The 14,914-nt window shown below is 39.3% G+C and carries 10 protein-coding genes; 3 read left to right on the forward strand and 7 right to left on the reverse strand.

The window, feature by feature from the left end:
- Positions 1-133 precede the first annotated feature (133 nt).
- The gene (gene dxs / locus B154_RS0104005) at positions 134-2,080 is read left to right on the forward strand and encodes a 1-deoxy-D-xylulose-5-phosphate synthase (protein WP_018612035.1); all 1,947 of its coding nucleotides are present in this window, start codon (positions 134-136) and stop codon (positions 2,078-2,080) included.
- A 111-nt stretch (positions 2,081-2,191) separates the two neighbouring features.
- Here the strand turns inward: dxs and B154_RS0104010 are convergent, their stop codons facing one another.
- Both B154_RS0104010 and B154_RS0104015 read right to left on the reverse strand, forming a co-directional pair.
- On the reverse strand, positions 2,192-2,686 hold the full coding sequence (locus B154_RS0104010; protein WP_018612036.1) for a hypothetical protein: 495 nt from the start codon (positions 2,684-2,686) through the stop codon (positions 2,192-2,194).
- A 375-nt stretch (positions 2,687-3,061) separates the two neighbouring features.
- Positions 3,062-3,415: a YraN family protein gene (locus B154_RS0104015; RefSeq protein WP_018612037.1), complete on the reverse strand. Its 354-nt coding sequence runs from the start codon at positions 3,413-3,415 to the stop codon at positions 3,062-3,064.
- 42 nt (positions 3,416-3,457) lie between these two features.
- Between B154_RS0104015 and manA the strand changes: the two genes are divergently transcribed.
- Together manA and B154_RS0104025 are read left to right on the forward strand one after the other, a co-directional pair.
- The gene (gene manA, locus B154_RS0104020; protein WP_018612038.1) at positions 3,458-4,636 is read left to right on the forward strand and encodes a mannose-6-phosphate isomerase, class I; all 1,179 of its coding nucleotides are present in this window, start codon (positions 3,458-3,460) and stop codon (positions 4,634-4,636) included.
- Positions 4,637-4,734: 98 nt separating this feature from the next.
- Positions 4,735-5,307, forward strand: a complete 573-nt coding sequence (locus tag B154_RS0104025; RefSeq protein ID WP_018612039.1) for a DUF6580 family putative transport protein — start codon at positions 4,735-4,737, stop codon at positions 5,305-5,307.
- A gap of 220 nt (positions 5,308-5,527) precedes the next feature.
- Here B154_RS0104025 and B154_RS0104030 read toward each other — a convergent pair whose 3' ends face one another.
- The 5 genes from B154_RS0104030 to B154_RS0104050 form a co-directional block, all read right to left on the reverse strand.
- Entirely contained in the window at positions 5,528-6,910 is a 1,383-nt protein-coding gene (locus tag B154_RS0104030) for a sugar porter family MFS transporter (RefSeq protein ID WP_018612040.1), read from the reverse strand.
- Positions 6,911-7,231: 321 nt separating this feature from the next.
- A complete protein-coding gene (locus B154_RS27630; protein ID WP_018612041.1) occupies positions 7,232-8,947 on the reverse strand; it encodes a glycoside hydrolase family 32 protein in 1,716 nt (571 codons plus the stop codon).
- A gap of 97 nt (positions 8,948-9,044) precedes the next feature.
- Complete coding sequence (locus B154_RS0104040) at positions 9,045-10,775, reverse strand: RagB/SusD family nutrient uptake outer membrane protein (RefSeq protein WP_018612042.1); 1,731 nt, start codon at positions 10,773-10,775, stop codon at positions 9,045-9,047.
- 21 nt (positions 10,776-10,796) lie between these two features.
- A complete protein-coding gene (locus B154_RS0104045) occupies positions 10,797-13,940 on the reverse strand; it encodes a SusC/RagA family TonB-linked outer membrane protein (RefSeq protein WP_026259944.1) in 3,144 nt (1,047 codons plus the stop codon).
- Positions 13,941-13,984: 44 nt separating this feature from the next.
- Positions 13,985-14,878 (reverse strand): carbohydrate kinase family protein, encoded by an 894-nt coding sequence (locus B154_RS0104050; protein WP_018612044.1) that lies wholly within the window; start codon positions 14,876-14,878, stop codon positions 13,985-13,987.
- Positions 14,879-14,914 lie beyond the last annotated feature (36 nt).

Below are 14,914 nucleotides of genomic sequence, written 5' to 3' on the forward strand. Positions count from 1 at the left end.
GTTAAAAAAGCGTTTGATTGGTTTTATAAATATAAGTTTTTTGTTAAAACTTTCTATCAGCAAAAATTGTTATAGTTAAGATTGTTATAAAAGTAACTTATATTAATCCCTTAATTTTACAAAAAAGAACAGGATGGAAATTTCCCCGGGAGAGTTGTTGAAAGCGATTAACAGTCCGGCTGATCTCAAAAATCTAAGCCGCGAACAACTGCACAAGGTATGCGATGAATTAAGGCAGTATATTATTGATATCGTAAGTGTTCATGGTGGCCATTTTGCCGCCAGTCTCGGGGTGGTTGAGCTTACAGTTGCTTTGCATTATATATATAATACACCCTATGATCAATTGGTGTGGGATGTAGGCCACCAGGCATACGGACATAAAATATTAACTGGCCGGCGCGACAATTTTTACACCAACCGCAAGTATCATGGTCTTAGTGGGTTTCCAAAACGCGGCGAGAGTGAGTACGATACTTTTGGCGTTGGACATTCCTCCACTTCTATATCTGCGGCCCTGGGTATGGCAATGGCCGCAAAGTATAAAGGGGAAACTGACCGAAAATCAGTTGCTATAATTGGCGATGGAGCTATGACGGCAGGAATGGCTTTTGAAGCTATGAATCATGCAGGAGTAGCGGACAGTGATGTTTTGATTATTTTGAACGATAACTGTATGAGCATAGACCCAAATGTAGGTGCTCTGAAAGAATATCTTACCGACATAACCCTATCTCCTACTTACAATAAATTTAAAGATGACGTATGGAAAGCACTGGGGAAATTACCGGTGGGAAAGGGCTTTACCCGCTCTATGGCTCACAAGGTTGCTGAAAGCCTGAAAGGTATGATGAGCAGTAGTGCTAACTTATTTGAATCATTGAAACTAAGGTATTTTGGACCTATAGACGGCCATAATATTATAAAGCTGGTTGATACGCTGAAGGATTTAAGAGAAATTCCGGGGCCGAAGATTTTACACATCATTACAAAAAAAGGAAAAGGTTATTCTCTTGCCGAAAAAGACCAAACTAAATGGCATGCGCCGGGATTATTTGATAAAATAACCGGAGAAATTGTAAAAAAGAAATTTGATTCACCACAGCCACCAAAATACCAGGACGTATTTGGTCTTAGTATAATTGAACTCGCAGAACAAAATGACAAAATAATGGGTGTAACCCCGGCAATGCCCAGCGGGTCTTCCTTGAAATTCATGATGAATAAAATGCCGGACCGTTCTTTTGACGTAGGCATATGTGAACAGCATGCTGTAACATTAAGCGCAGGGTTAGCCACACAGGGGTTACGTGTTTTCTGCAATATTTATTCGTCGTTTATGCAACGGGCATTTGACCAGGTGGTACATGATGTCGCTATTCAAAAATTACCGGTTATCATGTGTCTCGACAGGGCTGGCCTTGTCGGTGAAGACGGGCCAACACATCACGGCGCATATGATATCGCTTATTTGCGTTGCATTCCTAACATGGTAATTAGCGCTCCTATGAACGAATCTGAGTTGCGCAACCTAATGTATACTGCACAACTCGAAAGCAATCAACTCCCATTTGTTATTCGATACCCACGTGGCGAAGGCGTATTAATAAACTGGAAAACGCCATTTGAAGAAATAACTATAGGTAAAGGCAGAAAGTTAAAAGACGGAGAAGATGTAGCTATTGTTAGTTTGGGACATCCCGGAAATTTTGCAACTGCCGCTATCCGGGAACTAAAAACCCAGGGATTGAACCCGGCCCACTACGATATGAGGTTTGCAAAACCGCTTGATGAAGAACTGCTGCACGAAATATTTTCAAAGTTTGATAAAATTGTAACTGTAGAAGACGGTACAGTGGTGGGCGGCTTTGGTAGTGCAATACTGGAATTTATGACTATGCACGGGTATAAAGCAGACGTGAAAATACTTGGAATACCGGACCGGATTGTAGAACATGGCACTCCAAAAGAATTGCACAAAGAATGCGGATATGATGCGCAAGGCATTGCAGAAGCCGTACGGGCAATGGTTAAAACCACTACGTATACTATAGAACCAAGATTTATTGAGTTGCAATAGCTGAATTAATAAACTTTTACTGCTATAAGCTAATCTTTAAAGAAGTTAGGAATGAAGGAGATGAGAGTAAAAATGCATCTGCTTTTTAGAAGTAAAGGAGAAATTATTGCCTTACAATCCTGCACTTGCATATTTATAGTTAAGGTTTGATACTTCTACAGAACCATCTTCGTTTACGAGATATATTCTAAAGTAAAGGTCATTAGTCGAAAAGTAATCGTTAAGCTTTTTTATGATTGCCTGGTAGCGGCCAACATTTGGAACCGCCATAGCTACCTCTGAATTATCGCTGAGACTGAAGTTTATAAACGAATTAAAAAGAGCCTCAGTAAACCAGCTTTTTACGTTTGTGTTTTTAGCAGGAACAGTCTCGCGTGTGACAGGATGATAATAAAATGGAAATCCTTTGACTTCTATCACCTCTTTTTTAAAAAATTTAGAAGCTATGATTACTCTTCCGGTTTTTTCGGTTTCTTTTGGGGAGTGACTCTTCTGAACCTTATACCCGTTTTCCTTTAAAAAATTTACTACGCTGTTATAAATAAATTCTTCAGAATACCAATCAACAGATTTGGTTGCAATATTGGATAATACTTGAATTTCCATATAAAATAGTATATCGATAAGTGAGACGAGGACTACAAGATCCTCAAAAGCAGTTTAAAATTGATTGACCAGCCTTTTTTAAAATTCAAACTGCTTCTTCACTAATAAGACCAAAAAAAAGCCCATTCTGCTGCATTAATAATTGAAATTAATAGTTTATGATTATGTGTTTTTATTAGTAAGTAAGCTATTCAACCATACACTTTCACCTGTTAAGAACTTCGGCTTACTACTTTTTTCGATTGTTTTTTTTCCAAATTCCGTTTGAGTTGCAGATCGTAAAAATCAACTTAAGATTTTAATCTTATGGATACATTTTCCTGCTTTTCCCAAAAAACCTAATACGTAAAAAATCAGGTTCTATTGCGCCAGTCACTACAAGTACACATCCTGGTTAAACCAGTAATCTACTCCATCAGGTTTATATAAAATAGCAAGTACATCAAACTGTATCCATTTCCAACCTGGATTTGCATGTTGATATTGCTCAGCCGCATCTTTCAGATTTTTCATCTTTTGTTTATTAATGCTTTCTTCAGGGTTGCCAAACTGTGTACTCCGGCGAGTTTTTACTTCTATAAAATGCAACGTATCATCCTTTTCGGCAATGATATCGACCTCAAGATGACGGTACCGCCAATTCTCCTGCCTTATTTTATAGCCATGTTGGGTCAGCCACTCTACGGCTAATTTTTCACCCATTTCGCCCGTTTCATTGTGCTGTGCCATATTGTTATTATTTTCGGTTTTTTTAAAAATACTTTAAACCAAGTGAAACATAAAATTTTTAAGCTACAAGGTAAAGTGCAACACTATGCATGGGGCGGCTACGAATTTATTCCATCTTTATTAGGATTTGAAAACACTGATCATAAACCGTATGCAGAATATTGGATGGGTGCACATCCTAGTGCTTCCGGAATGCTCGAAACGGAAGAAGGTTTACAATCGTGGTACGATTTAATTCAACGCGAGCCTATAAAGCACCTTGGTAAAAAAGTATACCAGCGCTTTGGTGAGCTACCTTATCTTTTTAAGGTGCTTGATGTAAATGAAATGCTTTCCATCCAGGTTCATCCGACCAAAGAGGAAGCGAGAAAAGGGTTTGAAAGAGAAGAAGCTGCGGGTGTGCCTATACAAGCGTCACATCGTAACTATAAAGACAAAAACCACAAACCTGAAGTGATGGTTGCTTTAGGAGATTTTTGGTTGTTGCACGGTTTCAAAAAGGAAGATGAGTTACAGCAAACATTAAATTCTATTCCGGAATTTGATTTTTTGGCTAAAGTTTTTGCTGCCGATGGTTATTATGGTTTATATAAGATGGTAATGGAAATGCCCCCGAACGAGGCAGACGAATTGCTACTTCCGTTAATCGAAAGAGAAATTGCCGCCGAACATTCAAAAGACCAACCCGGTTACTGGGTTTCTAAACTATATAACGGCATTTTGCCTGCCGGCAACGTAGACAGAGGAATTTTCTCCATTTACTTTTTCAATATTGTAGAGCTAAAAAAAGGTGAAGGAATTTACCAGGGAGCAGGTGTTCCACATGCTTACCTTGAAGGGCAAAATGTGGAACTGATGGCAAATAGCGACAACGTTCTTCGCGGAGGACTAACGCCTAAGCATATTGATGTTCCGGAATTGTTGAAACATATTGTTTTTGAGGGTGTAAAGCCTAACATCTTAGCAGGAAATGAATTAGAACATGAAATACACTATCCCTTACCTGCTGAAGACTTTGGTATCAGTGCCGTTAATTTAGAATATGGCCGGGAATACGTCTCTACATCTACATCTGCCGAAATTTTTCTTATTATGAAAGGCGAGATCCATTGTGACCATTTAAATTTGAAAAGAGGAGAAGTATTCGTCGTTTTACCAGATACAGAATATACCATTCGCGGAATTGAAGATGCCAGTTTATTCAAGGCTTTTGTTCCTTAATAATACTAGAGTAACAACTTTAATTCTGATGGTAATAACGGCAGGATCATCAATACCTGAAATTTTTAATTAATTTTGTAATCAATAAGAATAAACAAATGAACAGACAAAACAAAACACTAGTGCTGTCAGCAGGCTTACTAATAATTGCAGCCGCTTTTACGAGATTGTTTCCGCACTATCCAAACTTTACTGCTATTGGAGCAATGGCCGTTTTTGGTGGTTCGGTTATCAAAGACAAAAAACTGGCGTTTTTACTGCCCCTTGGTGCTATGCTGTTATCTGATATTTGCCTGCAACTTTTGACCTCTACCAAAGGTTTTTATGGCACTTCTCAATATTTTGTATATGCAGCTTTTATTATAATTACCGCGCTTGCAACTCTTATGCAAAAAAGGTCTGTAAGCAATATCGCTTTAGCCGCTGTATGGAGCGGTGCTATTTTCTTCGTCGTCTCAAACTTTGGGGTTTGGCTTAGCAGCGATTTTTATCCTAAAAGTCTGGCGGGATTAGCGGGCTGCTACTCAGCTGCGATTCCTTTTTATAAAAACGAATTATTCGGCAATTTCATATTGAACTCTATAATGGGAAATGTGTTCTATTCAACCTTATTATTTGGCGCTTATTACGTCATGGAAAGAAAAGCAATCTTGCAGAAAGCAATTGCTTAAAGAGATTTACGATAAAAAAAATTCCGCTGAAAGGCGGAATTTTTTTTATCGTACTATTCATACATAGTAATGTACTTGTTCTAAAATCGAAAACGTTTGTGTTAGCTGTCAGGCATCTTTATTAGAATTATCTCCAGTAAGAGTTCGACTTGAATAGAGTCGAGTTAGCTACCATTAACTTCTCCATAATCAAAACTACCCATATCTAACTATTCAGTTTTTATTTAATACCGAGATCCCTTTGTATTTGTTCTAGAGATCTGCCCTTGGTTTCAGGCATTACCCTCCATATAAAAATAAATGCTATTATCATCATAATAGTATAAAACACAAAGGAGTAAAAACCGCCGTTAGGGCTTCCTTCAACAATGATAGGAAAGGTCCACGAGATAATTGCAGCCATTATCCAGTGAGTAAAGCTGCCTAATGAGCCGCCTTGGGAACGAACAGAATTTGGAAAAATTTCTGAAATAAATACCCAGATAACAGCTCCCTGTGAAAAAGCAAAAAAGGCAATATACCCTAGCAAATAAAATAAAACATTTTTACCCAAAGAACCGCCTGCGCTAAAAGCATTTGCCGTTAGCCCAAGAAATACAATTAAACCAACACAACCTATCAGCAACAATGTTTTCCTTCCAAACTTGTCTATGACAGTCAATGCTAATAATGTGAATAAAAGATTAGCGCCACCAATATATACAGGTTGTAAATATGCATCTGCCTTGCTGAAACCTGCCATTTCAAAAATACGTGGGGCATAATACAAAATGGCGTTAATGCCTGATAACTGGTTAAACATGGCTAATAAAACAGCGTACATAATGGGTTTCCTGTACGTATTTCCCATAAATAGTTTTTCTTTTAAGCCGTAATGTTCCAGTTGATGTTCTAATTGTATTACTCCCATTGCATCGGGCTCGCCCGTTTTTGCAAAGATCGCTTTGGCTTCTTCATCGCGGCGATTTAGGACAAGCCACCTGGGGCTTTCGGGAATAGTACGCAACAGAATGGCAAACAAAGCAGCAGGAACAACCATAATACCGAGCATCCATCGCCATGAGTTTTCACCGAGGCTAATAAACAAAAAGTTAGTCAGATAGGCAATGAAAATGCCTGTAACAATCATTAATTGAAAAGATGCAGCCAGCCTTCCGCGAACATGAGCGGGAGCAACTTCAGAAATATACATTGGGCCTACCACCGATGAAGCGCCAACCGCAAGGCCTCCAATAAACCGAAAGGTGATAAACAGCAGCCACAGAGGTGTTAATGCACATCCTACAGCAGATAGCAGGTACAGAAGGGCAATTACTGTTAATACTCTTTTCCGTCCATACCGTTGTGCCGGCGTACCCGCAATCAGCGAACCAATGACCGTGCCTATTAAACTCGAGGCGACAGTGAAGCCTTGCCAGCCCGAGGAAAGATTCCAAAGCTGCTGGATTGTTTTTTCAGCGCCAGATATTACGGCCGTTTCAAAGCCAAAAAGAAAACCGCCAAGTGCTGCGATCAAGGAAATTCGGATAACATAAAAAGGTACCTTAATTTCTTGTTTAATGCCTGAACCTGCATTAGGCGTTTGTTCAGTTTCTATATACATACATTTAGTTTAAGCAAGTTAATAAGAAGAAATTCTAACGGCAACAATAAAAAATACATATATACACTTTTAAATTAAGCTTACGTGTTTTAATAAACATTATTTATAGAAAATTCTATTATTCGTATATACTTGTCATTTGCCGTGCATCAAATCGTTTGAATTCTGTACACAGTCGCTGCAATACCTACGATATAGCCGCCCTACCACGCACTAATCACCGACGAAGAACACTTTCGACGACACTTTTTCAATAAGAATCTGCAGCTATTAAACTAAATAGACCATTATTTGATTTCATGGTATTTATGATTTTTCTCTCTAGGGATTTTCGGGCCAAATAGAATTTAGTTCATCAACCTCCAGTTTTTTTAAAATGCTTTTAGATTCCTTGTTAAACGTATGGGCGAATGCTTTAACCTGCTTTTCTGCCGCTACAGAATTTAGTGGCCTGATAAAATATAACTCGCCATCGTTTATAAATACTTCTACAATAGCCTTATCTACAATAGCTTCAATTTTAAAAATCTTTTTATCCTCAATGGGGTAATTAATTTTATTCAACTCATTAAAAAGGTTATTATACGACAACTCATAGCCATTTATATTCAAACCAAATTCACGGCTATCGCCTCTTTCGAACTCGGCTATAACATGTATTACATCTCCGTTAACCGGAGCAGTATAGTCAGGGTGTTCCTCATTTAAAACAATATTGTTATACGTATGGCTCTTTTTATATAAATTTTTTATTTCGTTAATGGGAGTAGGGCAAAGCCTGTAACCATCAAAAGACTTTTTTAGTTTCAGCTCTGTAGGAAAAGCCATGCATTGATTAAAAGGCATACTGTCAATATTTATACGTGCCCATCCTATCTGAATGCGCCTTCCGTCTCTATCAGGGATGTTATTGTATGTTTGAGAAGCATAAAAAGTTGCCATTCCCCCATTATCATAAGTTTTGAGGTTTTGCTCTTCAGTAAATTTTTTACCATCAAAATTGCCGACCTTATATTTTCCGTCTGCCGCATATACGACCCATTTCTTTACACCTGGCTCTCCTGCTACATCAATTTGAAAAAGATCAGGACATTCAAAAAAACCGGGTATGCTTGACTGGTACGTCCAATTCTTTAAGTCAGGAGAATTATAAATCGAAAATTCCAAATTCATTGCTTTTAAGTCCTTACCAATATCCCTTGAATGCGACTCGTCATACACCACCATTACCCAATGATTACCCGGCTGGTACCAGAAAACTTTTGGATCTCTACCCTTGTGCTTTACAACCGGGTTACCTTCATAATCCTTAAAGGTCCTGCCATTATCGTAACTTAAGGCAACGCATTCACCGCGGCCCGTACTGGTAAATGTGGCTATTAACGGATCGATTCCATTTTTTCTAAATTTTGAAGTATTGTTGGGATCGAAAGTTGCGGTTCCTGAAAAAGCCATGTCATCATGAGAGGGGGTATACAACCCTTCGGGCAATTGATTCCAGTGCAAAAGATCTTTGCTTACGGCATGTCCCCAATGCATATTTCCCCATTTCCAGCCATAGGGGTTGTGTTGATAAAACAGGTGGTATTCCCCTTTATAATACACGAGTCCGTTAGGATCGTTCAACCATCCTCTCTGCGATGAAAAATGAACTTGGGGCCGCATTTTTTCTTTGTATAATTCTTCTTTTCCAGGAAATGTTTTATCAGCGTAAATCTTATCAAAACCCGCCTGCTGGTTACCAAGGTTTTCCGATTCCACATAAAGGGTTTTGCCTTGAAAATTTGAAACATCAAAAAATACCCAATAATCTGGCTTGTTCTGTGAAAGGCTCAAGGTAAACTCATCAAACACTTTTCCATTTATGATTATTCTTGTTTTTTTAAGCTCATCTGATTCTGATATTGGAAAATTTAAATATTTCTGCCCTGCTTTAATTTCTATTTCCTCTCGACGCGATTGTGCTGTAGAAACCTTCACAGAAAGACAAAAAACCATTATACAGAAAAAAATATGCAATAGATCTTTTTTCTTCATTTATTAATTTTTTAAATATAACAGCAAAAAGTTTCAGTAGAAAACCAGTAACCGGGCTTACGTATTGGTAAGCCTGGTTACTGTGCTATAAATAATTCTAATATCCTGGGTTTTGAATGTACAGTCCTTTTGTAAAATCTATTTCTCGTTGAGGAATAGGAAAATACTCATCTCTGCCTTTTGTAAATAAGGCTGCCGATAGATACGCCCTCCTTGTTTTTTCTACAGCCAGGTAAGCGTTTAATGTTTCTGCTGCAATACCCCATCGCACAAGGTCGAAAAAGCGTGGACTTTCCATAGCAAATTCCAGTCTTCTTTCCCATTGTAATGCTTTTCGTGCATTAGCTTGTGTCCAATCAATATTAACGCCATTTACGTACTCGTTGATTTGATAATTCGATGGAGGAGCACCGTTGGTAAATCTTGTTCTTTGGGTACTGTTTTTAGCTCTTGCCCTAATTAGATTAATGAGAGGTAGAGCTTCATTTTGCCTGCCTAATTCAATAAGTGCCTCAGCCTTCCAAAGTAGCACGTCAGCATACCTGATAATATCAATGTCTTTTGCACTTCCATAAAAAGGACCGACTTTTTTAAAACTCGGACTAGTTGCCTCCTGTTGCTCTTTCATGTTTCCAAATCCTCCATATAATGCAGGTATACGTTCCCAGCTATGATTATACAAAATATTAGGATCGTATTTAAAAGGATGTCCCTGTATACCGACTGTATGATCTATTCGAGGATCTACTTTTGCCCCTGTAGCAGTAAGATCAGCATCTGTCAATGCAACATTATTGAAGGTATTAAACTGAGGAAGACCGCTAGCATCTGTTTTAAATGCATTCACCATATTTTGCGATGGTATATGAAACCAACAGCAGCCATATTGAGGAGCCAGGCTATAGTTTAAACTGGTAGCCATACTTAGCCTGCCTATCGCAGTTCCGTCATTTATTGAAAATTGTACCGCAAAAATTGATTCCGGGCTGTTATCGAAACCATACAAGAAATTTTTAGCAAAGTCATCATTTAAGTTATACTTGCCTGAGTTGATAACATCAGAGGTTAAGGCAACCACTTCATTTAGTCTTTGCTGATTTATTCCGGTGACAGCGTTGTTATCATTTTGTTCATAAGCCTGGTAAAGCCTCAGCTTTGCCAAATAAGCTTTTGCTGCCAACTTATTGGCTCTGCCTACTTCTGGCTGAGTTTCGGGAAGGTTATCTATAGCAAATTGAAAATCTTCTGCTATTTTATTCCATAATGAGTCATTTGAGTACTGGCGATTAGACGTCTTCAATATGTCTTCCTCCGACAATGTCTCATCGATATAAGGAATGTGCTTAAACAATAATTTTAGTATAAAGTGCATGTGTCCTCTTAAAAAGCGCACTTCACCTTGTCGCACAGCTTTTGCGGGCATTTGTTCAGCGGTTAAATTATTCAATTGCTTCAATGCAAAGTTTGCGCGAGAGATAGCACCATAAGCCCTTGTCCAGGTGTTGTTGGCGTTGCCGATAGTTGTAGGAGTTACCAGGTTATATTGCTCATAAGTATTGTATTCCCCAACATCAGAAACACTGCCACCTCCTTTATAAGCATCATCTGAGCGAACGCTTCCATACGCCCACATACTGGTAATTGATCCATCCCAGAAGTCATTTCCTATAGCTGCGTATGCAGCAGTTACTAGTCCATCCACTTTGTCAGGGGTAGTTAGCTGATCTGCCGTAAGAGTTCCCTGTGGCTGGTAATCCAAGTATTTTTTGCATCCTGCGGCTAATATCATTGCCGATGCTATAAGTATTTTTAAAAAATTCTGTTTCATAATTAATTTTTCATTTACAGGTTAAAAAGTCACGTTAGCTCCTATGGTGTAAGTGGTAGGTTGAGGCCAATTACCAAATCCTCCAATTCTTTCGGGGTCTTTACTTAAATATTCTTTGCTTTTTAATGCAAACAGGTTTTGGGCAATAATGTAAAACCTTAATCCTTCCATTTTTGCTCCTGAAATAAGAGCTTTGGGTAAAGCGTATCCTAATTGAACATTCCTGAGCCGGAAATAAGAGCCATTAACCATAAAAAAATCGGAAGTGCGGTATTCATCATTTGAGTTTACCAATGATAACATCGGAATTTTTGAGCCTGTATTTTTTGGTGTCCACGCATCCAGAACTCCAGGTCCATTATTTTGATTCACAGTTAGAAATGAATTAAACTGCTTTGCAGGATCAAAACCGGTTTTGCCTGCGACCCCCGAGCCGAAAATGGATAAGTCAAAGTTTTTATAATCGAGGTCTATACGTAAACCATATTCAAGGCTTGGTAATAAGGTGCCTAGCCAATCCTGGTCCAATGCGTCAATTTTACCATCGCCATTGAGGTCTTTATAACGGATCCTTCCAATTCCTTTACCTGTTTGCGCAGGAGCCTTATCCACTTCTGCCTGGTTTTGGAAAATGCCCTCTGTTTCGTAGCCGAAAACAGAAAGTTGAGAATGACCGAGAATTGTTTTTTCTACATTGCCGGGATAAGCAGTACGTACCTCAGCCGGCAAGTCAGTAATTTTATCTTTAAAGTGGGCTGCATTGCCACTAATAGTATAGTTAAACTGGCCTACCCGATCGTTATAGGTTAATAAAAACTCCCATCCCTGGTTACTTTTGGTGGCACCATTTAACCACTTAACACGACCTTCCCCAATAGCACTTGCAATTGGTGGCTGTATTAAGATGTCTTTTGTTTTCCTGTTGAAATAATCAAATGAACCTGAAAGCTTTTCGTTCATAAAACCAAAGTCTAGTCCTACGTTCAGTTCATCAGTTGATTCCCATTTCAAAGTTTGATTCTCACCTTGAATTTGTACATACCCTGAAGGAAGCGTACCTTGGTTAGCTCCATTCAGATCATAAGCAGTTCCAACATTTAACCATTGACCGGGAAAACCCACCCCATTATTGTACAAGGTTCCATAATTTGGTTGAAACAAACCAAAACGGGCTACGTTTCCAATTTCCTGGTTACCTACCCGGCCTATTCCAGCCCTTAATTTTAGGTTAGAAATGCCTTTAACCGTTTTTAAAAATTCTTCATTGTTTATTCTCCAACCGAGGGTAAAAGCCGGAAAAATACCAAATTGATTTTGGGAGCCGAAACGGGATGAGCCATCTCTTCTTAACGTGGCTGATGCCAGGTATTTATCGGAATAGGCATAGTTTATTTTACCAAACAATGAGAATAAGCGATAGCCCGTAGCGGTACCATTATTTGTGCTACGGCCAGTGCCGGCATTTAGCACATAATAATTTACATCTTCTATGGCAAAGCCCTCCCTGAAAGCACCGAAGCCCTGGAAATCTTCACGAATAGCCTCTGTACCGGCCAGGGCGTTTATTTTATGATCTCCAAGTTGCAGTTGGTAATTGGCAGTGTTTGTCCAGGTAAGAGTGAGGTCATTACCTTGCTGAAGAGATAAGCTATTTACCTGCCGCCCCAAAAATCCTTCCTGGAAAGCAGGTTCAATATTTTTAGAAAGTGCATTTGAATAATCTGCTCCGATGCTTGTTCTTAACACTAAATTTTTAACTGGTGTTACCTCTGCATACACATTTCCCAGTAAGTTTAACCTGTTATTTTTATCCCACCTGTTAAGATACTGCATGTGAACAGGATTATTCCTGTCAGAATAACCGGCTCCAAGAGGTCCTGCGTAGGTTCCATCTTTTCTAAAGACAGGTAAAGTAGGGGCTAGCGTAACAGCAAGTTCAGGAACTGAAGCCCCACCTAAATCGTTAGAAGCAAGCGTTTCTGTTGATCTGGCCATTTGCAGGTTCTCCCCTATTTTTACTTTATTGTCTAAAAATGTGGTATATGCATTTATCCGGGCGCTGTAACGGTCGTAATTTGTGTATTTCAACATCCCCGTGTTTTTATAATAACCCAGGTTAATAAGTAAACTGCTACGTCCGGTACCGGCAGTTATTGTTAGATCCTGTTGGTTTATTATAGCTCTTTCATAAGATGCGTCCTGCCAATTAGTGTTTGCTGCCGGCTCAAGAGAATCTCCACCTACGAAAGGAACTATATTTACTTTGTTAAGCACCGGGTTATTATAATCTCCATTCCAGTCGTATGTATAAAGAGCGGAAAGGGTTTTTGGATCAGTCTTGTCATTTACAGCACCTTGCCATAAAGCTCTTCCGCGTTGCTCAGAGGTTAATACTTTTTCTCTCCATGGCTTCTCTGTTTGAATGGATACGCTTGAATTAAATTGCACACTAACTCTTTCTGCACCGCCTCTTCCTCGTCCTTCCTTCGTGGTTACGATAATCACTCCGTTAGAAGCCCTGGAACCATAGATAGAGGCCGCAGAAGCATCTTTTAGTACCTGCACCGAAGCAATGGAACTTGGGTTTATGCTTGCAAATACCTGCGGGTCTTTTGTAGGCACTCCATCAATAATATACAGCGGGTTAGGATCACCCAATGTATTTAATCCCCTGATCAGCACCCTGCTATTTCCGCCATTAGGCTGGCCGCTTGCCTCTACGTACAGCCCGGGTACACGTCCTTGCAAAGACTGCATTGGATTACCTGTTGGAATATCTTTTACCTCGGTGAGGTTCACTACTGAAACTGCACCTGTCAGGTCTACTTTTCGTTGAGTCTGGTAACCTGTAACCACCACCGCCGTTAAATTGGACGCTTGTGGCTTTAAAGAAATCTTAATGTTGTTTTGATCAGCAACCGAAATTTCCTGGGATTCAAATCCAACAAAAGAGGCAACTAAAGTTTTCTTACTGCCAGGTACAGAGATGGTGAAATTTCCAAGTGAGTCTGTTTGTGCACCTATATTGGTTGTTTTCACGTTAATAGAAACTCCGGAGAGAGGAGTGTTACGATCATCTGTAATAGTTCCGGTTATCGTTCTTTGCTGTGCCAATGCATGCAGCGAAAACAAAAGAACAGTAACCAAATAAGCAAGTTTTCTCATAATGGTAGATTTATTTTTTATAAAAAGGTTTGTAATATTTGAATTCATCTTGAGTGAATTAATTCTGTTATCTGTGATATTTCATATGAAGGACATGCACCCGATTGTGTGGCTATAAAAGCTCCAATTCCCGAGGCAAAGGTCAATGCAGTTTCAGCAGAGGCTCCTATCAGTAATTGATGAATAAATCCGGCAAGAAAGGAATCGCCACTTCCAATAGTATCTGCAACATTTACTGTAAAGCCTGGATGACGATGGATTCTACCTCTATCACTTACAATAGCTCCCTCACTACCCATGGTAACTATGAGGGTATCTATGTCAAACTGATCCTGCATTAACTTCATCCTGTCTTCAGTGCTTTCGAAACGACTAAACCAGCCTGTTATAAGCTCTAGTTCGGCTTCATTCATCTTTAAAATATTTGCGCTTTCCAGCAAGTGTTCTACAAGAGAGCGGTTGAAATGAGGTGGGCGGAGGTTAATGTCTAAAACTTTTGTTTTAGCAATATCAAGCAATTGATAAAGGGTATCCCGAGACTCCTTGTTACGCGATGTAAGACTACCATATACGAAATAATCGGCCTTTTCAAGCAAACCTGTAAATTCCTCGTTCAATTCTATAAAATCCCAGGCAGAAGGGTAAACGATATCATAAACCACTTCGTGGTGATTATTTACGTTTGCATAAACGAGCCCGGTATGCCTCTCGTAGTCGACCTGGAAATATTCTGTTGTAACTCCATTTTCTGAAAGAATATTTACAAGCCTTTTTCCGTAATCGTCTGTTCCGATTTTTGTTATCAGTGCCGGATTGGCTCCAAGTTTTTTAAGGTGGTACGCCACGTTCATCGGAGCTCCACCCGGTAGTGCGCCCGAGGGGAGAATATCCCAAAGCACTTCACCAAAGCACACAACCTGATGTTGTGAAGGTTCCATAGTTTTTATTTTTTAGAGAATAAGGATGACTGTTCC

The sequence above is a fragment of the Segetibacter koreensis DSM 18137 genome, from assembly GCF_000374045.1.
In the GTDB taxonomy this organism is placed as follows: Bacteria; Bacteroidota; Bacteroidia; order Chitinophagales; family Chitinophagaceae; genus Segetibacter; species Segetibacter koreensis.